Origin of the sequence: Bifidobacterium olomucense (assembly GCF_012932375.1) — a bacterium.
Lineage (GTDB): Bacteria > Actinomycetota > Actinomycetes > Actinomycetales > Bifidobacteriaceae > Bifidobacterium > Bifidobacterium olomucense.
The window spans coordinates 106,275-127,081 of the sequence record NZ_JAAIIG010000004.1; the positions used below are offsets into that span (position 1 = coordinate 106,275).

Annotated in this window: 15 protein-coding genes and 1 tRNA gene; 4 read left to right on the plus strand and 12 right to left on the minus strand. The window is 56.2% G+C overall.

The window, feature by feature from the left end:
- Window positions 1–115: 115 nt before the first annotated feature.
- From glgX to G1C97_RS05950, 6 genes are all read right to left on the minus strand, one after another.
- Window positions 116–2,248 carry a glycogen debranching protein GlgX gene (glgX, locus tag G1C97_RS05925; protein WP_169241089.1) on the minus strand — a complete coding sequence of 711 codons (2,133 nt, stop codon included), beginning with the start codon at window positions 2,246–2,248 and terminating at the stop codon, window positions 116–118.
- Between the two features lie 72 nt (window positions 2,249–2,320).
- Window positions 2,321–2,995 (minus strand): NUDIX hydrolase, encoded by a 675-nt coding sequence (locus tag G1C97_RS05930; protein ID WP_169240981.1) that lies wholly within the window; start codon window positions 2,993–2,995, stop codon window positions 2,321–2,323.
- Between the two features lie 47 nt (window positions 2,996–3,042).
- On the minus strand, window positions 3,043–3,951 hold the full coding sequence (locus G1C97_RS05935; protein WP_169240982.1) for a Nif3-like dinuclear metal center hexameric protein: 909 nt from the start codon (window positions 3,949–3,951) through the stop codon (window positions 3,043–3,045).
- 104 nt (window positions 3,952–4,055) lie between these two features.
- The gene (polA, locus tag G1C97_RS05940) at window positions 4,056–6,917 is read right to left on the minus strand and encodes a DNA polymerase I (protein ID WP_169240983.1); all 2,862 of its coding nucleotides are present in this window, start codon (window positions 6,915–6,917) and stop codon (window positions 4,056–4,058) included.
- A gap of 54 nt (window positions 6,918–6,971) precedes the next feature.
- Entirely contained in the window at window positions 6,972–7,757 is a 786-nt protein-coding gene (locus G1C97_RS05945; RefSeq protein ID WP_169240984.1) for an ANTAR domain-containing response regulator, read from the minus strand.
- A gap of 67 nt (window positions 7,758–7,824) precedes the next feature.
- Window positions 7,825–7,898 (minus strand) — tRNA-Leu (locus tag G1C97_RS05950).
- Between the two features lie 203 nt (window positions 7,899–8,101).
- Here G1C97_RS05950 and G1C97_RS05955 point away from each other — a divergent pair.
- Complete coding sequence (locus G1C97_RS05955; protein ID WP_169240985.1) at window positions 8,102–8,701, plus strand: NUDIX domain-containing protein; 600 nt, start codon at window positions 8,102–8,104, stop codon at window positions 8,699–8,701.
- A gap of 161 nt (window positions 8,702–8,862) precedes the next feature.
- Here G1C97_RS05955 and pyk read toward each other — a convergent pair whose 3' ends face one another.
- From pyk to G1C97_RS05985, 6 genes are all read right to left on the minus strand, one after another.
- Complete coding sequence (gene pyk, locus G1C97_RS05960; RefSeq protein WP_100495992.1) at window positions 8,863–10,305, minus strand: pyruvate kinase; 1,443 nt, start codon at window positions 10,303–10,305, stop codon at window positions 8,863–8,865.
- 166 nt (window positions 10,306–10,471) lie between these two features.
- Window positions 10,472–11,458 (minus strand): TerC family protein, encoded by a 987-nt coding sequence (locus G1C97_RS05965; protein ID WP_169240986.1) that lies wholly within the window; start codon window positions 11,456–11,458, stop codon window positions 10,472–10,474.
- A 402-nt stretch (window positions 11,459–11,860) separates the two neighbouring features.
- Window positions 11,861–13,972: an excinuclease ABC subunit UvrB gene (uvrB, locus tag G1C97_RS05970; protein ID WP_169240987.1), complete on the minus strand. Its 2,112-nt coding sequence runs from the start codon at window positions 13,970–13,972 to the stop codon at window positions 11,861–11,863.
- A gap of 159 nt (window positions 13,973–14,131) precedes the next feature.
- Window positions 14,132–14,746 carry a dephospho-CoA kinase gene (coaE, locus tag G1C97_RS05975; protein ID WP_169240988.1) on the minus strand — a complete coding sequence of 205 codons (615 nt, stop codon included), beginning with the start codon at window positions 14,744–14,746 and terminating at the stop codon, window positions 14,132–14,134.
- A gap of 74 nt (window positions 14,747–14,820) precedes the next feature.
- Window positions 14,821–16,296 (minus strand): 30S ribosomal protein S1, encoded by a 1,476-nt coding sequence (rpsA, locus tag G1C97_RS05980; RefSeq protein ID WP_100495996.1) that lies wholly within the window; start codon window positions 16,294–16,296, stop codon window positions 14,821–14,823.
- A gap of 286 nt (window positions 16,297–16,582) precedes the next feature.
- Window positions 16,583–17,458, minus strand: a complete 876-nt coding sequence (locus G1C97_RS05985) for a bifunctional methylenetetrahydrofolate dehydrogenase/methenyltetrahydrofolate cyclohydrolase (RefSeq protein WP_169240989.1) — start codon at window positions 17,456–17,458, stop codon at window positions 16,583–16,585.
- Window positions 17,459–17,566: 108 nt separating this feature from the next.
- On the opposite strand from G1C97_RS05985, the gene G1C97_RS05990 reads away from it, so the two are divergent.
- From G1C97_RS05990 to G1C97_RS06000, 3 genes are all read left to right on the plus strand, one after another.
- Complete coding sequence (locus tag G1C97_RS05990; RefSeq protein ID WP_169240990.1) at window positions 17,567–18,853, plus strand: metal ABC transporter solute-binding protein, Zn/Mn family; 1,287 nt, start codon at window positions 17,567–17,569, stop codon at window positions 18,851–18,853.
- A 202-nt stretch (window positions 18,854–19,055) separates the two neighbouring features.
- Window positions 19,056–19,919, plus strand: coding sequence for an ABC transporter ATP-binding protein (locus G1C97_RS05995; RefSeq protein ID WP_169240991.1), 864 nt, complete (start codon window positions 19,056–19,058; stop codon window positions 19,917–19,919).
- Window positions 19,920–19,955: 36 nt separating this feature from the next.
- Entirely contained in the window at window positions 19,956–20,792 is an 837-nt protein-coding gene (locus G1C97_RS06000; protein ID WP_169240992.1) for a metal ABC transporter permease, read from the plus strand.
- Window positions 20,793–20,807: the final 15 nt, after the last annotated feature.

Consider the following 20,807-nt stretch of genomic DNA (forward strand, 5'->3'; position numbering starts at 1 on the left):
GCAAGACCTTCATCACCGTAAACTGCTCGTCAGTAAAACAAAAACAAGATGGGTCTTGTCACGGCATCGATAGACAGCCGTGACAAGACCCATCCATATCCGAGACTCAGCCCGTTCAATCCGTCGCGGAGCCGAACAACTTCTTCTTCGGCTTCTTGGCGCTCATCAGCATCAGGAAACTTCTGGACGGTGCGGTAATCATGAATCCGGCCTCATAACTCAACTCCGGACCATTGGGATTATGCGTGTCCACGATGAGTTCCCATTTGCGGCCATACCGCTCATCCGGCAACGTGAACATAATCGGTTCATAATGCGCGTTGAAGATAAGGATGAAATCGTTATCGACCATTCGGTTGCCGTACCAATCGACTTCCGGAATGTCGGAACCGTTGAGGTAGATCATCATGGAGAAGGCATGCGTATTCTGCCAATCCTCCATATCCATGATGGAACCGGTATGGTCGAACCACTCGACCTGTGGGATCGTATTGGAATCGTCTCCCGGTTCACGACCGGTGAAGAATCGACGACGATGCAATACCGGATGATCCAGGCGCAAATGGACCAGACGGGAGACGAATTTCAGCATCTCCTTCTGATCCTTGTTCAGGTTCCAGTTGGTCCAGGAAATTTCGTTGTCCTGACAGTAGGCGTTGTTATTGCCCTGCTGGGTGCGGCAAACCTCGTCGCCTCCGCAGATCATCGGAATGCCCTGACTGAGCAATAGCGTGGCGAACATGTTGCGCATTTGACGCTGGCGCAGATCGTTGACGTCCGGAATATTCGTGGGGCCTTCCACACCGCAGTTCCAGGACCGGTTGTTGGATTCGCCGTCCCTGTTGCCCTCGCCATTGGCCGCGTTGTGTTTGTCGTTGTAGCTCACCAAATCGTTAAGCGTGAATCCATCGTGCGCGGTGATGAAGTTCACGGACGCCACCGGTCGGCGGCCGTTGACCTGATACAGGTCGGAGCTGCCCATGAGTCGTGAGGCAAATTCCGGCAACGTGGATGGCTGGGAGCGCCAGAAGTCACGGACGGTATCACGGAATCGTCCGTTCCATTCGGACCAGCTGGAGGGGAAGCCGCCTACCTGATAGCCGCCGGAGCCCAAATCCCATGGTTCGGCGATGAGCTTGACGCGAGAGATAACCGGATCCTGTTCCACGATGTCGAAGAACGCGGACAGCTTGTCTACTTCCTGGAACTGGCGGGCCAGAGTGGCCGCCAGATCGAAGCGGAAGCCGTCCACATGCATTTCGGTGACCCAGTAACGCAACGAGTCGGTGATGAGCTGCAAAGCGTGCGGAGAACGCATCAACAGTGAATTTCCGGTGCCGGTGGTGTCAAAGTAGTGCATCGGATCGCCGTCCACAAGTCGATAGTAGGAGGCGTTGTCAATGCCCTTGAAGCTCAAGGTAGGTCCCATGTGATTGCCTTCGGCGGTGTGGTTGTAGACCACGTCGAGAATCACTTCCATGCCGGCACGATGATAGGCCTTGACCATGGATTTGAATTCGTTGACCTGTTCACCGCGTTCTCCGGAGGAAGAGTAGGCGTTGTGCGGCGCGAAGAAGCCGATGGTGTTGTATCCCCAGTAGTTGGACAGACCCTTCTCCTGAAGGAACGAATCGTTGACGAATTGATGGATCGGCATCAGTTCGATGGCCGTGACGCCAAGCTTCTTCAGATATTCGATGACGCTTGGATAGGCAAGGCCTGCATAGGTGCCGCGGATATCCGGCGGCACATCCATATTGAGGTTGGTCAAACCTCGCACATGGGCTTCGTAAATTACCGAATCGTGGTAAGGAATGTATGGATGCTGATCGTTGCCCCAATCGAAATATGGGTTGATGACCGCTGATTTCATGGTATGCGATGCTGAGTCCAGCGTGTTCATCGCCGAATTGTCGTCGGGACTTCTGAACCAGTATGAGAACAGGCTTTCGTCGCCGTCGATATTGCCTTCGATCGCTTTGGCGTATGGGTCGAGCAATAGCTTGTTGGGGTTGCATCGAAGGCCATGCACCGGGTCGTACGGGCCATACACGCGATAGCCGTATCGTTGTCCGGGTTGGAGTCCGGGAATATAGTTGTGCCAAACATACGAGTTCTGTTCGGTCATTTCGATGCGCGTCTCGTTGTCTTGTTCGTCGAACAGGCACAATTCCACTTTTTGGGCGACTTGTGAATACAACGCGAAATTCACGCCGGCACCATCATAACTGGCACCCAAGGGGTACATTGATCCGGGTCTGAGCTGCATAGTTTCAGTATCCCACTTTCTGATATTGCCGTTGCGTTTGATTGATGAAGGTTAGGCAAACAGTGTTGGCTTGTCTGCGTCTGAATGCTTGGCGATGAGTCTTCTCAACGCCTCATGCTGGATCGCGATCATCGAGTTTGACGCGGTGATGCGCGTGGCGGTCAGATCGCTCCATGGAATCCATGTGGATTCCACATGCTCATCCGGGTCCATATGACGCTTCTCGTGCCGGAATGGTCCCAAATGCAGCACCATGATATGTGCCAATTCATCGCTCATGCCTTCTGAGGAATAGAAATCTCCGATATAGTCGACACCCATGGCATCACGGTCCGGAACCACACCGGTTTCCTCGGCGAGTTCTCTCAACGCCGCGTCCAGTATGTCTTCACCCTCGTCCATCAGTCCTGCGGGAAGCCCGTAGGCGAATATATCCGACCCAACACGATATTCACGTTCGATAAGGTATCGATCGGTGGACATGTCATGTACGAGCATCACCACGCAGGGTGCATGACGTACTACCTGACGATTGATCTCATGGACTCCACCTCGCTTATCGCTCAGGGCGAGCGTCATATCGTCCACGTGGAAGACACGACCCGTGTATACGGTTTCACTACGCACCACCGAGGCTGGTACATCCATGTCGATGCCGTCTGAGGAAGCATTCAACCTGCGATCGAGCTTACGCTCCAACCGCTGCTGCTTATCCTCACCCACCATGCTCTCTCCTTAGGCAAACGTTTTCATTATTCTACCGCAGCAACACATTATTCCTCTGAAGTAATGGTCAGTGTCCACGGATCGGTCGTCTCATGAATCCACTCGACTTCAGGTCTTTGCCCTGTCGCCTGTTCGATGGCCAGCGGGACATCCTCGATCGCGTAATTGAACCACATGGATTCAATCGCGGCATGCGGCGTGTTGATCAGGTTCGGCCGGAGACGAGCATCCCCCTCGCCAAGCATTATGCCATGTGCGCGCATCCGTGCTTCATACCGGGCTTGTTCAATGGCATCCGTCGCCGGATGATGTCTCAAATCGCTGGTTACATACACGTCCACACCGGCTGCGCGAACCTCATCGAACAGCGAATCGCCTGAACCAGGCAATACGGCAACTGTTTCCACTAATTCATCGAGGTCACCGCATACCTGAATACCGAGTTTGGTAGTCATTCCACGAGTATTCACCGTCTTGAATACGCTGAGCGCGAAATCCTTCAGCAGTACGGGTTGCGGCAACCGTCCGACACGTCCCAATCCAGCCATCGCGGTGGACTGCGGATCATCGATCGGCACCAAAGGCCGTTGATCGATCAGGCCGAAAGCATCGGCCGCCGCCTGACCTACGCCACGCGGCGAAGCATCGGCATTGGTGTGCCCCACCCATAATCCGCATCCATTCTGGTAGAGTCTGCGCACGATGTCGCCACGGAACCCTAGGCCACCGGTCTCGTGCACGGCACGAAAATACAAAGGATGATGGGTGACGAGCAGATCCGCTCCGGCTTCGATAGCTTTATCCACTATCGAGGATGTCGGATCCACCGCAAACACGATTTTGCGGACGTCATGACTCAAATCACCTACGATCAGGCCCGGTTCATCCCATTGTTCGGCGTAACGAAGCGGGTAGAGGGTTTCAAGGACGTCAATGACTTGCTTGAGATTCGGCATATGCCACATTGTAGTGGCCCGGACTGCGAGGCACGGCCAATCCCCAGAGGCGGCCCTACTTCACAGCCCGGAGCTGCCGGGCTGTGAACACGGATGGAATGGCATCAGTGCGCAGCGAGCTGCCAGTCGGCACCGATGCCGCAAGACACATCCAATGGCACGGCAAGCTCCACGGCATGCTCCATGGCGTTTCTGACCAATGCGGTAACCTGATCTGCCTCCCCCGGTGCGACTTCGACCACAAGTTCATCATGAATCTGCAGAATGATGCGGCTTCGCACATCAGCCTCCCGCAAAGCCCGTGAAGCCTGAATCATGGCAATCTTCATGATGTCGGCCGCCGACCCCTGAATCGGAGCGTTGAGCGCCGCGCGTTCGGCCGCGTCTCGCGCCACTCGATTCGTGGATTGCAGAGCCGGGAAGTATCGCCTTCGACCAAACATGGTTTCGGTGTATCCCTTGCTTCGCGCAGTGGTAACCAGCGATTCCAAGTAATCATGCACCTTGCCGAAGGTCTCAAAATATCGGTTCTTCAATGATTCGGCTTCGCGCGGAGCAATCTTCAGCTGTTGAGCCAAACCATAGGTGCTCAGTCCGTAAGCCAGACCATAGCTCATGGCCTTCACATGGCTGCGCTGGTCTCCAGTGATCTCCTCAACCGGAAGCTTATAGACCATCGACGCCACATATTTGTGGAAGTCCATGCCGGATCGGAATGCTTCGATAAGCGCTTCGTCTCCCGACAGATCGGCCATGATACGGAGTTCCACCTGTGAATAATCACAGCTCAGCAACGACTCGTAGCCTTCTCCCGGCACGAACACGCCGCGAATCTCACGACCGGCAGCGTTCCTGTTAGGGATGTTCTGCAGGTTAGGGTCCACAGAACTGAGCCGCCCGGTCGCAGCGACCGTCTGCTCAAACGTGGTGTGAATACGCTCATCCGCGGGGTTGACGGCATCGATCAGACTTTGCACGATCTGCTTGAGCTTGTTGGTTTCACGATGCCGGAGCAACGCACCGAGAAAACCATTCGCCTGTTCATTGTCCACGGATCTTATGTACAGGTCCTGCAACGCTGAAGCATTGGTGGTATAGGATCCCGACTTGGTTCGTTTCGTGGGCTTCAAGCCGAAGTCCTCAAACAGCACCTTTTGCAGCTGCTTGGGGCTCTGCAGATTAAGTTGGCTACCGGCAAACTGCCATGCCGTCTCCTGAGCGAAGCGGGCATCCTGAGCGAACTGGTCACGCATGCCGCGTAGGCGCACGGTGTCGATCTTCGCCCCGTCTCGCTCCATCTCGAACAGTACGCGGGAGACCGGCAACTCGACTGCGCGCATCAGCCAGTATTGCTCACGCTGATCAATGACCGGGGCGAGCGTGCCAGCCAACTCACGAATGATGGACAGATCACGCAGCCGCTGTTCATCCGCGTCAGGTTGCGTTGATTCGGCATCGAAATCCAGCATCCCCTGCGCAGGTTGTGTTTCCTCATCCACCTGAATATCGAGGAAATGCTCCGCAGCCTGAATGAGACCGTCGGCGTGGAAATCCGGCTGCGCCAAATAACCAGCCAGTTTGGTGTCGAACAACGGCAAATCGAGATCCAGATGAGCTGCGGCAAGCAAGTGCAGCAGCTCCTTATACCCATGTACGATGATGCGGCCATGTTCCTGGCTCAGAAATGCATTGAGCGCCTCATGCAATGCTGCTTCACATGGGAACGCGATCATGACGGCGTGTTTCCCGGCTTCGATCGCGAGCGCCTGCACATGGGAGCGACCAGGACGGTCATCGCCCCAAGCGGCAAGCGTCCACGTATGATGGACGTTCTCGCCAATGATGATATGAGTATCGTGGTCGGAGAAATCCTTTGCCTTGAACGCCGCGACCTCTTCGCTTACGGCGATGTCGTGGCGATGTTCATCAATCCATGCATCGAACTGCTGCACAGTTGATATCGCGGTGTTGTCCGGCAGATTCAGGTCAAGTTCTGCTTGACTCTGATTATCCGGCCGCCCCTTGCCTTGATCGGCAGCAGTCTGTCCGCCCCCGGTATTGAAGGTTTTCAGTACACGCGTCTTGGTTCTTGCGCCAAACTCAAGTTCCTTGAACAACGTGTCAAGAGCGCCGGCATCTATCGATCCAAAGGTCAGATCGTTCAGCGATACGCCGAGATCGATGTCTCGCACCAACGCGTTTACCTTGCGATTGAGCATCACCTGATCGATGTTGGCGCGCAGGGATTCTCCCTTCTTGCCACCGATTTCATCGGCATGTGCCGCGATGCCCTCCAATGAGCCGTACTGATTAATCCACTTGGCGGCGAATCCGTCACCCACACCCGGCACTCCGGGAATGTTGTCGGCGGTTTCTCCCCTCAGGGCCGCCAGATCCGGATACTGCGCAGGCGTCACCTTGTATTTATCGATGATGGCCTGCGGATCCATATGCTTCAGATCTTTGAAATGGTGGCCCGGGTAAAGCACGGTGACATTGTCGTCCACAAGTTGGAAGGCGTCTCTGTCGCCGGAAAGCACAAGGGTGTGATACCCTGCATGATCTCCCATTGTGGCGAGCGTGGCGATAACATCATCGCCTTCATAACCCGGCTTTTCGATATAGGTGACGCCCAATGCCGTAAGCAGCCGCTGAATCAAAGGCAGCTGGGTAAGCAGCTCTTCCGGTGCCGCCTCACGGGTGCCTTTGTACTGGGGCAGCAACTCGTTGCGGAACGTTCCGCCCTTGACATCGAAAGCCACGCCAAGAAGATCGGGCTGCTCGGTATCGATCACCTGGGCCAGCATGGTGGCAAAGCCCCAAACGGCATTCGTGGCTTGCCCTGTTGAGGTGCTGAAATTATCGACCGGCATGGCGAAGAACGCACGAAAAGCTAGGGAGTGGCCATCTACTACCAATAAAGTGTGCTTGGAACTTCCGGAATTCAAGGTCACAGTATCAGTCATTCTTTCCTATGAAACACGTAAGCCCCGCATGAAGCGGGGCTTGATGGTCAACTATCAGCGCTCATCCGAATCGGAAGGCTTCGGATCACCGTATTTGGCGATGATGGCAAGCGCAAGACGCTTCTTCGGGATACGCTGGTCCATGGAAGTCTTCTGGATCCAACGGAATGCACCCTGCTCGGAGAAGTCCGCCTTATCCATCAGCAGACCCTTGGCACGATCCACGAGCTTACGCTCTTCAAGCGTGTCCTCGGCCTTCTTGAGCTTTTCCTCGGTTTCACGCAGCTGGTCAGTGGTTTCCTTGAGCTTACGCTCGCTGCGCTCAACATTGTCCAGCAGATCGTTGATTTCGGCGAAACGGCCCATCGCCACTTCCAGCGTAGGCAGCAGTTTGGATTCCTCGTACGGCTTAGTCACATAAGCCATGGCTCCTGCACCGGTGGCTTTCTTTACCAAGTCGGTCTGGGAGAATGCCGTGAGCATCACCACAGGGGCGATGTTTTCATCGCAGATGATACCGGCGGCGGCGATGCCATCCATGCGCGGCATTTTCACGTCCATGCACACCACATCCGGACGGTATTTGCGCGTCAATTCGACGGCTTCCTCACCATTGGCGGCCTGTCCAACCACCTCATAGCCATTGTCTTCCAACATAGCCACAAGATCCATACGATTCACGGCTTCATCTTCGGCCACTACAACCGTACGCGGGCCGTTTGCTGTCTTGGCTTCAGCTTCGACTGGTTCATCCGTGCCGGCAGCTGCCTTCAGTTCTTCGTCGGTTAGCACCTCGTCGATGTCGATGCTCGGTTCCTCGGACTTCTTCCTCGCAGCCATGCCAGCCTCTTTTCTTCGACTAACTAACAAAAAGCCTCACCACAATGCGGTGAAGCTCATTACAAAGTGCCCCCGGTGGGACTCGAACCCACACTGCGCAGATTTTGAGGCTGCTTCCTCTACCAATTGGGATACAGGGGCGTGCTTGGCACTCTGAAGAGACTAGCACAAGTTACAGACTGTCACTACAAAGACACGCGCTGAATCGAAAAAACTTACAGACAGGATATGTGATTCCGTCGTATGGCTTTCCTGCAAACCAACAATGTACAGGCTTACAATGGAGCCGGTTGTGATGTGCGCCGATGTAAGCAATGCGCACGACCGTCATCGAGGAGGGGCATATGAACAACACGACCTATCGTTCTTTCGATCCTTGGCGTCCGTCTCCGGTTAAGGAAACCGTTCGCAAACAGACCACGGAAACCCATTATTTCAATATCGATGAGGTTTCCTACGAATCCAACGACGGCAAGCAATTTACCCGGTATTGCATTCAACCGAACAGCGGCGATGCCGTAGCCGTATTGGCCGTGACCGACGACGGACGCATTCCGCTGGTGGAGCAATACCGTATAGCAAGCCATCGCTGGACGCTGGAGATCCCTGGAGGACATGCCAAGAATCACGACGAGCAGCCTGTCGATGTGGCACGCCGCAAGCTTGCAGACGAGGCCGGATTCACGGCCGCGCATCTCACTCAATTTGCGCGCTTCCTCAATACACCGAGCTATTCCACGCAGCATACGGCCATCTTCTATGCCACGGGGCTCACACCTGCCGATCGGCAGTCAATCGGGCCTGAGACCCCACGCTCCGATGTTCGTCTGGTTTCCGTAGATGAGGCGTACCAGATGGTGATCAACGGTACCATCGTGGACGCCAAGACGATTATCGCTATTCTCAGACTGAAAAGCGGCAGTCTGGATAATGTAACCGACTGAAACAATCAGCCATCAGTATCGATCAGCAAGGATTACGCTTTGCGGCACTGACGTCCGCAGCTCGGTGCGCGCATATATGAGAAGGAGGTTTCCACCCGATTTGGGTGGAAACCTCCTTCTCATTCACGCTCTATGACGCGTTTGACGATTTCCAAAGAATCTCAGTCGCAAGCGCCGACGGTGTGAACGTAGATGGAATCGGTGCGGCCCGGCTGGTGGTCACCCTGAGCGGAGCTCAGGATGACGATCTTGTCGCCGTCAACGACCTTACCGGCATCCTTGAGGATCTTGTCAGTGAAGACCATGAGATCCTTGCGGGACTTGTCGTGGTAGTCTTCCTCGGTCAGGAAGGCCTCGGTGCCCCAGGACAGAGCCAGCCAGTGGAAGGTGTGCTCGTTGTTGGTGATGCCGTAGATCGGAGCGGCCGGACGCTCACGGGACACGCGGTGCACGGTGGAGCCGGTCTGGGTGTAGGCAACGATGGCCTTGGCGTTGAGCTTGTCAGCCAGATCAACGGCAGCGGAGGACACAGCGCCGGTGGAGGACATGTCGAGGTTCTTGAGCTCCGGGATACGGTCGAAGCCGTGGTCGGTGGCGTAGCCGGAGATGCGGGACATGGTGTCCACGGTGACTGCCGGGTACTTGCCGACAGCGGTCTCGTTGGAGGTCATGGTGGCATCGGCGCCGTCGAGGACGGCGTTGGCGCAGTCAGAAGCCTCTGCACGGGTCGGAACCGGGTTGTTCACCATGGAGCCGAGGACTTCGGTAGCCACGATGACCGGCTTGGCGTACTGGCGAGCCAGCTCGATGATGCGCTTGGTAGCCAGCGGAACCTCTTCCAGCGGGCACTCGACGGCCATATCGCCACGAGCGGCCATCACACCGTCGAAGGTCTTGACGATGTCTTCGAGGTTCTCCAGAGCCTGCGGCTTCTCGATCTTGGCGACGATCGGGATACGACGGCCTTCTTCGTCCATGATCTCGTGAGCGCGATCAATATCGGTGGCGAAGCGCACGAAGGACATGGCGATGATGTCGGCACCGGTGCGGATGGCCCAACGCAGGTCGGCCTCATCCTTCTCGGTCAGAGCAGGCAGAGAAACGGCGACACCCGGCAGATTGATGCCCTTGTGGGAGGACACCGGACCGGCCACGACGACCTTGGTGTGCACGTTGTTGCCCTCGACCTTGGTGACCTCAAGACGGACCTTGCCGTCGTCGATCAGAATCGGGTCGCCCGGGTGGCAATCGCCCGGAAGACCCTTGAACGTGGTGGAGGTGATGTGCTCGTCGCCCTCGATATCGTCGGTGGTGATGACGAACTCCTGGCCAAGCTGCAGCTGAACCTTGTCCTCGCCTTCGGCGTTCTTCTTGAACCAACCGCAGCGAATCTTCGGACCCTGCAGATCAACAAGCGCGGCAACGTTGCGGCCGGTTTCCTTGCTGGCCTTGCGAACGTTGTTGTAGACGCGGAGGTGATCCTCAGGAGTGCCGTGGGAGCGGTTCAGACGAGCAACGTCCATACCGGCTTCAACGAGCTTGAGAAGGTTGTCGTATTCCTCGGTGGCGGGACCGATGGTGTCAACGATCTTGGCTTTACGCATGAATGCCTGCCTATTCTAATTGTTGAGTTCCGAGGCCGAAGGCCTCACTTGCCGAAAACCAGTTTACTAGCGCCCACAGCGATATGCCAAGTTTTTCTCTCGGTGTGTTGTGAGCGCTCACATTGTTGCGGATATTAGGTTTTCAGGTTCTATTTTCCTGATTATTTCAGGCTTTCTTGCCGGATTCCAAAGTCTTCATCTTGATGACGGATGCAATTGACGCTCCACCGATTGCTACCACAATCACCGCAAGGGACAACCACGTAGGAACCTCAGGCACCCAATGCACGCCATGACCGCCGTTGATGAACGGCAGCGTATTGCCGTGCAGCGCCTCCATGACCAGCTTGACTCCGATGAATCCGAGCACCACGGACAGTCCGGCAGGAAGGTAGACGAGCTTGTCCAGAAGCGCGCCCAGCAGGAAGTAAAGCTGCTGAAGACCGAGCAGCGCGAACACGTTAGAGGTGAACACCAGGAACGGATCCTTAGTCAAGCCGAAGATCGCCGGAATGGAATCGAACGCGAACATCACATCGGTGGTGCCGATGGTCAGGAACACGATAAGCATCGGGGTCCAATAGCGCACACCGTTGCGCGTGGTCCTCAACTTCTCACCATCGTAGTCATCGGTGATCTTGATGACTTTACGCAATGCACGAATTAGACCGTTCTCATGATATTCCTCATCATCATCGCCACCGATCACCAGCTTGACGGCGGTATAGATCAGGAAAGCGCCAAAAATGAAGAACACCCATGTGAACCGGGAGATCAACGCCGCGCCGATGAGAATGAAGATGCCACGGAAAATCAAGGCGATGGTGATGCCCACCGACAACACATACTTCTGCAGCTGCTTGGGCACGGCGAAATTCGACATGATGATGACGAATACGAACAGATTGTCAATGGACAATGAATATTCGGTCAGCCAGCCGGAATAGAACTCTATGGCCGGCTTCGATCCGGCGAAGAACCAGATGCATCCACCGAAGATCAGCGCCATGACCACAAAGAAGGCGATATGCTGCACGCATTCCCTGGTGGACGGCACATGCGGACGTCGGCCGATGACGAACAGGTCGACGATGAAGAACAACGCAAGCACCACAAAGGTGATGATTTCAAATGCAAGAGGGGTTTCTGCCATGATTCCCTACCCTAATTTATGGAGTTGACGGACAGGGCCGTTCCGTTACCGTTGACCGACGGCCGCCCATAGCATGTGTTGCTCAACACACTCAGGGCCATTCGGCCCCGCTCCGGTGCGTGCTCGCAAAGCTTAGCACGCACCTTCGCTGCTTACGGTTGAGCAACACATGCTATGGGCGGCCGTCTCCGTATTGCAAAACATTCAAATTCGCAATCATGATGCGGACGGTTATGGGATGTGCTGTAAGACCGTAGGCTTGGCCGAACGGCCTTGAGTGTGTCGCACAGCACATCCCATAACCATCCGCAGGTCAACCGTCACGGAGCCTGGAACCTACTTGTTCGCTTCCGCATTTCATACGATGCTCGCGACGCTACCGCTGCTCGCTGTTACGGAAGCTCACTTATTCGCTTCCGTCATTTGACGGAGCTCCTTTTTGAGGTCGCGGATTTCGTCGCGCAGACGGGCTGCAAGCTCGAACTGGAGCTGTTCGGCGGCGGTGTGCATCTGTTCGGAGAGCTGACGGATAAGATCCGCCAAATCCTGAGCCGGCAATCCGGCCTTCAGAATCTCCTCATGACGCTTGTCGGCTTCTTCAGCATTCATGGTGGGCACGCCCAGATGCGTGTTGCCGGCTTTGCCCGCGTTGCGATAGCCACCCTCAAGCAGGGTCTGAGTATCCACATCCTCCTTGGCGAGCATATCGTTGACGTCGCTGATCTTCTTGATCAATGGCTTGGGATCAATATGATGCTCCTGATTGTATGCCATCTGCTTGGCACGACGGCGATCGGTTTCGTCGATGGCCTTGCGCATGGCCTCCGTGGTCTCATCGGCGTACATAATCACCGTGCCGGAAACGTTTCGTGCAGCACGGCCGATGGTCTGAATCAGCGAACGATAGGAGCGTAGGAAGCCTTCTTTGTCGGCATCCAGAATGGCGACCAACGAAACCTCCGGCAGATCCAATCCCTCACGCAACAGGTTGATGCCGACGATCACATCGATCTTGCCTTCGCGCAGCATACGCAGCAGTTCCACACGGCGCAACGTATCCACATCGGAATGCAGATACTCGACCTTGATGCCACGTTCCAGCAGATAATCAGTCAGGTCCTCGGCCATTTTCTTGGTCAGCGTGGTGACCAACGCACGTTCGTTCCTCGCCACACGATCTTTGATCTCAGCCAAGAGATCATCAATCTGGCCTTCGACCGGACGCACGTCGATTTTCGGATCCAGCAGACCGGTCGGGCGGATGATCTGTTCCACCACCCCATCCGACAGTCCCAGTTCATAATCGCCGGGAGTGGCGGAAAGATATACCGTCTGCCCTACTCGCTGCAGGAATTCCGGCCACTTGAGCGGCCGGTTGTCCATGGCCGAAGGCAAACGGAACCCATGCTCCACCAATGTGCGTTTACGGGAGGCATCGCCTTCATACATCGCACCGATCTGAGGAACAGTGACATGGGATTCATCGATGACCAACAGGAAATCATCCGGGAAGAAATCGAGTAGCGTGTGCGGCGGAGTGCCGGGTGCGCGACCGTCGAAATGTCTTGAATAGTTTTCGACGCCGGAGCATACGCCCACTTGGGTAAGCATCTCCAAATCATACGTGGTGCGCATGTTGAGACGCTGCGCCTCAAGCTCCTTGCCTTGTTTATGCAATTCGGCAAGACGATCATCCAACTCTTCACGAATGGTTTTGAGCGCACGTTCCATACGTGCCGGTCCGGCTACATAATGGGAGGCCGGGAAGATATGCACTTCGCGTTCTTCGGCGATCTCATCACCGGTTAATGGATGCAGCGTGGAAATACGGTCAATCTCATCACCGAAGAACTCAATGCGTACCGCCAGCTCCTCATAGACCGGGATGATTTCCACGGTATCGCCGCGAACGCGAAATGTACCGCGGGTGAAGGCGATATCGTTACGTTTGTATTGCATGGCCACGAATTGACGCAACAGATCGTCCCGGTTAATTTCCTGCCCCACCTTGAGCAGCAGCATTCGACCGGCGTACTCTTCCGGAGTACCCAAGCCATAGATGCAGGAAACCGTAGCCACGACCACACAATCACGGCGAGTCAACAGGTTCGCCGTGGCTTGGTGACGCAAACGCTCCACGTCGTCGTTGATGTTGGAGTCCTTCTCGATATAGGTATCAGTCTGCGGGATATAGGCTTCCGGCTGGTAGTAGTCGTAATAGGAGACGAAATAGCTGACGGCGTTATCCGGCATCAGCTCGCGGAACTCTGCGCACAGCTGTGCGGCAAGTGTCTTATTGGGTTCGATAATCAGCGTCGGCCTCTGCAAACGCTCGATAAGCCAGGCGGTGGTGGCGGTTTTGCCGGTACCGGTAGCACCCATCAACACCACATCGTTCTCACCATTCTCGATGCGTTCGGCCAGTTCCTCGATGGCCTGCGGCTGGTCACCGGACGGCTGGTACGGCGATTTGACGACAAAAGGTTTATCCGCACGCTCAATGTTGAATCCCATGGGATTAATCTTAAGGCCATTCCAGCAGAATCATTCTCATTGCCGAGCGTGCGCGAATTGCTGGCACCGATACGAACAGCGCCACCGCATGATGGCGATAATGCATCGTTATGTTCGAAACACTGTCGGCAATAACCGTTCGCTTCCCGCATGCAATCGTTACGCAGGTTGAATCTGTGAGCGGAAGTCTTGGTAGATCTCATCCACTTGGGCCATCATCCGATCCATCGGCTGTGCTGAGTCGATAATGATATCCGCGATCGCCCGACGTTCGGATCCGCTGGATTGGTGTCGGATACGGTCTTCCGCCTGTTCAGGACTCATGCCGCGTTCTTCAATCATGCGTTCAAGACGCATGCATACCGGCGCCTCCACCGTGATTATGTGGTCAAAGCTGAAAGGAATGCCGTCGATGACTTCGGCGAGTAATGGTACATCATGAATGATGATGTCTGAGGGACTGCATGACCGCTCTTGTTGGGCGGCAAGTCGATAGATGAGCGGATGCTCGATGGCATCCAGCCGTTCACGCGCCCCCGGCTTGGCGTGAGCGCCGAATACATGGTCGGCCATCCAGGAACGATTCAAGCTGCCATCCGACAGCAACGCATCCGGCCCAAAGACCTCGGCGATTTGCGCAATGGCCTCTCCCCCGGGCTCAACAATCCGATGCGCCAGCGCATCATAATCGACGATTACTGCTCCAAGCTCGGCAAAGCGCGCCGAAACCGTGCTTTTGCCCGCTGCGATCCCACCTGTCAGTCCAATTCTCATATGGACATGCTAATACGAAAGAACCCGACCCATAAGGGCCGGGTTCTCATTACGCACTAAGCGTCAGCAACAGCTCACTTGCCGAGCAGCTGGTCGCGCAGAGCGGCGAGCTGATCGGAATCGGCGAGGGTGCCGGTAGCCGGAGCAGCGGAAGAGTAGTTGGAGGTCTCCTCGACCGGCTTCTCTTCCTTCGGGCCCTGACCGTCGGCAGCGGCAGACTCGGCTGCGTTCGCCAGTTCCTTGGCCACGAACTCCTTGTGCTCCTCCCACAGCTCGTGAGCGGCAGCGTACTGGGCTTCCCACTCCTCGCGCTGCTTCTCGAAGCCGGCGATCCACTCGTTGGTGTTCGGGTCGAAGCCTTCGGGGTACTTGTAGTTGCCCTGCTCGTCGTACTCGGCCGGCATGCCGTAGATAGCCGGATCGAAGTCCTCGGAAGCCGGGTCAACGGAATCGTTGGCCTGCTTGAGGGACAGGGAGATGCGGCGACGATCGAGATCGACGTCGATCACCTTGACGAACACGGTCTCGCCCGGCTTGACCACGGTCTCCGGGTTCTCGACGTGACGGTTGGCGAGCTCGGAGATGTGCACCAGGCCCTCGATGCCGTCCTCGACGGAGATGAAGACACCGAACTGGACGATCTTGGTGACCTTGCCCTTGACGATCTGGCCAGGAACGTGGGTGCGAGCGAAGCGCTGCCACGGATCTTCCTGGGTGGCCTTGAGGGACAGGGAGATGCGCTCACGATCGAGATCGACGTCGAGCACCTCAACGGTGACCTTGTCGCCGACCTTGACGACCTCGGACGGGTGATCGATGTGCTTCCAAGACAGCTCGGAAACGTGGATCAGGCCGTCAACACCGCCCAGATCGACGAAGGCGCCGAAGTTGACGATGGAGGACACGACGCCCTCACGGATCTGGCCCTTCTTGAGCTGGGACAGGAAGGTCTCGCGGACCTCGGACTGGGTCTCCTCCAGGTACTGGCGACGGGACAGGACCACATTGTTGCGGTTCTTGTCGAGCTCAAGGATCTTGGCCTTGATCTTCTGGCCGATGTACGGGGACAGGTCGCGCACACGACGCATCTCAACGAGGGAAGCAGGCAGGAAGCCACGCAGACCGATGTCGACGATGAGGCCGCCCTTGACGGCTTCGATGACGGTGCCCTCAACGACGCCGTCGGCTTCCTTGATCTTCTCAATGTCGCCCCAGGCACGCTCGTACTGAGCACGCTTCTTGGACAGGATCAGACGGCCTTCCTTGTCTTCCTTGGTGACGACAAGAGCCTCGATGGTGTCGCCGACTTCGACGACCTCGTCCGGATCGACGTCCTTCTTGATGGAAAGCTCACGGGAGGGGATGACACCCTCGGTCTTGTAGCCGATATCCAGGAGAACTTCGTCGCGATCAATCTTGACGACGGTACCCTCAACCAGATCACCATCATCGAAGTTCTTGATGGTGGAATCGACTGCCTTGATGAAGTCCTCTTCGGTGCCAATGTCGTTGATGGCAACCTTGGCGACTTCAGTGTTGTTCTCTGCCATGTAAATACTATGGTTTCTCAATAGATGGATGGATAATTACTCGATATTCAGTTGTGCTTGCATGCCCTTTGAGACATACAAGCATTCAGAATACAGAGAGCTATAGCCAAGAAACCATTGCAATACCAAGGTGTGTCGCGCATTCTCTTTTTGCACGTGGCCGCTGGTGGGTGAGGATGTGCATGTCGAAGGTGTCTGGTCATGGTATGTGTTGCGAGACCGTAGGCTTGGCCGAACGGCCTTGAGCGTGTCGAACAACACATACCATGACCAGACAGCAGTCAATTCATAGGGAACGTTCGGCCATTTCCACTACATTGGCAAGCAGCATGGCGCGAGTCATGGGGCCTACTCCGCCGGGGTTGGGCGTATAGGCGGAAGCCTTGTCGTAGCAGGCCTTGTCCACGTCTCCCTTGATGCGATAACGGCCGGCTTCCTCGTCAAAGACACGGCTGACGCCGACGTCGACCAGCACCGCGCCCTCCTTGATTTTATCTGGGGTCACGAAGCCAGCCGACCCCATGGCGGCCACGATCACATCCGCGCGACGCATATGATCCGCTACATCCTTGGTACCGGTGTGGCACAAAGTCACCGTGGCGTTCACGGCATTGCGGGTCAGCATCAGGCCGATGGTGCGGCCGATGGTGATGCCGCGGCCGAGTACACAGACCTCCTTGCCGTTCAAATCGATATCATAAGCTTCGAGCAGCTCGATAACACCGCGCGGCGTGCATGGCAACGGCGTGGTGATATCGCCGCGCACATGAAGCACCAGCTCGCCGAGATTGTACGGATGCATGCCATCGGCATCCTTGGCGGGATCGATGAGATCAATGATGGCGTTCTGATCAATGCCTTTGGGCAACGGCAACTGCACGATGAAGCCGTTGCAAGCCGGATCCTCATTGAGTTCACGCACCGCGGCGGCGATGTCGTCAAAGGAGGCATCGGCCGGCAGGTCCTTGCGGACGGAATTGATGCCGATTTCCGCACAATCCGCATGCTTTCCGGCTACATACTTGACCGAACCCGGATCCTCGCCCACCAACAGCGTCCCCAGCCCCGGCGTCACGCCCTGCTCCTTCAAACGGTTCACGCGCCCGGCTAAATCGGCTTTAATCGCCGCAGCCACCTGCTTTCCGTCAATTCTCGTAGCCATAGCTCCCCTTTCGCTTCTTCGTTGCGGTGATTATTCGAAACGATAGGCTATCGTTAGAACAAATCACATGCGTTCATTCGTCCATAGCTGAGGCAAAGAAGGCGTTCCATGGGAATTCGATTCAGGCATTGCTTGAGGTATGCAGCCGCTGCCTTGAGCGTTACGGCTCTTCTGACCGTCACGGCATGCGGCACCGAAGAGAGCACACCCGCCGATTCCAACGAACAGCAGACGACTACCGAGCAGACCAGTCCGATTACGGTGGTCGCTTCGATCAACCAATGGGGTGCTTTGGCCGCGGAGCTCGGTGGAGAAGACGTGACCGTGACCTCCATTGTGAACACCACCAACGTGGACGCTCATGATTTCGAACCGAAGACTTCGGATGTGGCGAAACTCTCCAAAGCGCAAATCGTAGTCGCCAATGGTGCAGGATACGATTCATGGGCCACCAAATCGTTGACCTCGTCGTCGAACATAGTTTCCGCGGCCTCCGTAATGGGTGCGGTAGAGGGAGACAATCCACATCTGTGGTTCTCCAAAGACGCGCGCGTCGGCATGGCGGAAGCCCTTACCGATGCATTCAGCAAGACGTTGCCCAGCAAAAAAGCAGAGTTCAAGAAACGTCTCAAGCTTTGGAAACAGTCTGAGCAGTCTATGGAAGACTGGGCGGACGACTTCATGAAAAGCCATACCGATCTTGCCTATGCCGCCACCGAACCCGTGGCATATTATCTGATGGCCGACCTCGGATTCAAGGACTCCACTCCCAAAGGATATGCGCAGTCCACCGCCTCGGGCGGAGAAGCCGCTCCAGCTGATCTGCAGTCGTTCCAAAAGATCATCGAAGACCGAGACATCGATCTGCTCATCAACAACACGCAAGCCGCCAACGAGGCGACCAATCTCATCACCGGCACCGCAGGACGCTCCGAGGTTCCGGTGGTGAAGGTGTCCGAACAGATGCCGTCCGACTCCAAGACCTTGGATGCGTGGATCAACCAAATCATCAACAGCATTGTCGACGCCGTCGATCCGGACTATGGCTGCGACACCGATCAGGACGACGAGTCCGCGGACGGAACAGACTCCGACAACGCCGATAAGACTGCGGACGGCGATGACGAGTCCGGGTCTTCGTCCGACGCCGGCGACACCGGCAGCACCGACGAGAAATCCAACGACAGCGCTTCAACAGAATCGGATTCCTCCGACGGCAACGACGACAAGGCCTATCAAGGCATAACCTATATCCGCGAATGCAAATCCTCATCGACGAATACGTCCACCGATGAGAACGGCGGCGACAGCACAAGCGACGACGGCTCGGGTACCGGCGCCGGCAAGGATGACGCCCAATCCTCCGGCGAAGACCAGCCCGATCCAGGCAAATAGCCGAGTGCCGGGAATATCATCGGAGCTCGGCGCCGCACAACCGGCAACCGAGGTGAGAGACCGAGAGACAATGCTCGTTGTCTGTCCACCCGATTCCGCTGCAGCAACATCGCGTGGGCAAAACATGTTCGATGTGTTCGTCTGCGCGGGGACAACACACTATTGAGAACGATTGTCAGCATCATTTGGCACAATCGCGCATATGAGCAAATCCGATTGCATCGTGTTCCACGATGCCGCTGTACGACGCGGCGAACGCATCATCTGGCAGCATGGCACATTCTCCATCCCCTCAGGGTCGGTGACCGCAATCGTAGGCACCAACGGCACCGGCAAAACAACCATGATGAAAGCCGAGCTGGGGCTGCTTCCTCTGGCCGCCGGATCGTTGACCGTTTTGGGCAAACCCGCCGGAAGCATGAACCATCAAATCGGATACGTGCCGCAAAGCTATGCCTCGGACATCGATTCCAACCTCACTGCCGAACAATCAGTATTGCTGGGCCTGACCGGCACCCGTTTCGGCATTCATATGATCACCAAGGCGCAACGAGCCAAGGCTCGCGAAGCGATGGAATTCACAGGCATCGCAGACAAGGCCAAATACCGTCTTTCGGAGCTGTCCGGCGGTCTGCGCCAACGTGTGGCCATCGCACAGGCGCTGGTATGCGATCCCAAGCTGCTCATGCTGGATGAGCCACTGGCCAACCTTGATCTGGCCAGTCAACGCTCCACCGTTCACGTGCTCGCCAAACTCAATCAAGAACTCGGCATGACCATTCAGGTGGTAGCCCACGATCTCAATATGCTGTTGCCGATCCTGACCGGCGCGGTATACCTGCTGGACGGTCATCCGCACTACGCGGACATGGGGAAGGTACTCGACTCCGATCTGCTGACGCATCTCTACGGCACGCAGGTGCAAGTAGTCACCACCCCTCAAGGTGACATGTTCGTCACGCCCACACCAGACGAGCCGCGAAACCAGACACAGGACATGCATTCCGCAGACGAAGTGGCGCAGATGCATCACCACGTCCATGCCAGTACAAACTCCGATCGGTAAACGTCGCCGAGCAGATATCAACGTAAGGGAAATCTTATGAATACCATCGATTTTTCGTTTGATCCCGAATGGATGGATACGCTGACGGCTCCGTTCATGGCCAATGCCTTCGCAGCCGGCTTGTTCATCGCGTTGGCGGCCGGCGTTATGGGATATTTCACCATCGCGCGTCATTCCACGTTCGCGGCACATGCGCTGGCGCATATCGGTCTGCCAGGAGCCACCGGCGCAGTACTGCTGGGAGTGCCGGTCTCGTTGGGCATGGGCGCATTCGCATTAGGCGGGGCACTCGTTATCGGCGCATTGGGCAAACGCGTCTCCGAGCGCGAAATCGCCACCGGCACCGTATTGGCTTTCGCCACCGGCCTGGGTCTGTTCTTCGCGCGTCTGTCCAGTTCCGCATCACAGCAAATGCAATCGATCCTCTTCGGTTCGATTCTGACCATAACCACCGATCAGATCATCGGCTTCGCTGTCTTTGATGCGCTGCTGTTGGTTCTTCTCGCGGTGATCTACCGTCCGTTGCTGTTCAGTTCGCTCGACGAACAGGTGGCACAGGCCAAAGGTGTACCGATTGGTCTGATGAACGTGGCGTTTATGGCCATTATGGCCGGAGTGATCACCATCGCGGTGCCGGCCGTCGGCACGCTGCTGATTTTCGCTCTGGTAATCACTCCGGCAGCAACCGCCAATATTCTCGCAGGCTCTCCGTTCAAAGCCATGGTGATCGCAAGCGTCCTCTGTCTGACCTCAATCTGGCTGGGACTGGTGCTTTCCGCGATGTTCCCCGCTCCCCCGAGCTTCATCATCGTGACGTTGTCCACCCTGTTCTGGGCAATCGCCAAGGGCGTCAACACTCTGAAGACTCGTTAAGCCGCCACATGCCAC

Bases quoted from the DNA above. Each gene is read 5' to 3' on its own strand.
- glgX (WP_169241089.1), bottom strand. From the start codon at position 2,248: ATGTACCCCTTGGGTGCCAGTTATGATGGTGCCGGCGTGAATTTCGCG.
- G1C97_RS05930 (WP_169240981.1), bottom strand. From the start codon at position 2,995: ATGGTGGGTGAGGATAAGCAGCAGCGGTTGGAGCGTAAGCTCGATCGC.
- G1C97_RS05935 (WP_169240982.1), bottom strand. From the start codon at position 3,951: ATGCCGAATCTCAAGCAAGTCATTGACGTCCTTGAAACCCTCTACCCG.
- polA (WP_169240983.1), bottom strand. From the start codon at position 6,917: ATGACTGATACTGTGACCTTGAATTCCGGAAGTTCCAAGCACACTTTA.
- G1C97_RS05945 (WP_169240984.1), bottom strand. From the start codon at position 7,757: ATGGCTGCGAGGAAGAAGTCCGAGGAACCGAGCATCGACATCGACGAG.
- G1C97_RS05955 (WP_169240985.1), top strand. From the start codon at position 8,102: ATGAACAACACGACCTATCGTTCTTTCGATCCTTGGCGTCCGTCTCCG.
- pyk (WP_100495992.1), bottom strand. From the start codon at position 10,305: ATGCGTAAAGCCAAGATCGTTGACACCATCGGTCCCGCCACCGAGGAA.
- G1C97_RS05965 (WP_169240986.1), bottom strand. From the start codon at position 11,458: ATGGCAGAAACCCCTCTTGCATTTGAAATCATCACCTTTGTGGTGCTT.
- uvrB (WP_169240987.1), bottom strand. From the start codon at position 13,972: ATGGGATTCAACATTGAGCGTGCGGATAAACCTTTTGTCGTCAAATCG.
- coaE (WP_169240988.1), bottom strand. From the start codon at position 14,746: ATGAGAATTGGACTGACAGGTGGGATCGCAGCGGGCAAAAGCACGGTT.
- rpsA (WP_100495996.1), bottom strand. From the start codon at position 16,296: ATGGCAGAGAACAACACTGAAGTCGCCAAGGTTGCCATCAACGACATT.
- G1C97_RS05985 (WP_169240989.1), bottom strand. From the start codon at position 17,458: ATGGCTACGAGAATTGACGGAAAGCAGGTGGCTGCGGCGATTAAAGCC.
- G1C97_RS05990 (WP_169240990.1), top strand. From the start codon at position 17,567: ATGGGAATTCGATTCAGGCATTGCTTGAGGTATGCAGCCGCTGCCTTG.
- G1C97_RS05995 (WP_169240991.1), top strand. From the start codon at position 19,056: ATGAGCAAATCCGATTGCATCGTGTTCCACGATGCCGCTGTACGACGC.
- G1C97_RS06000 (WP_169240992.1), top strand. From the start codon at position 19,956: ATGAATACCATCGATTTTTCGTTTGATCCCGAATGGATGGATACGCTG.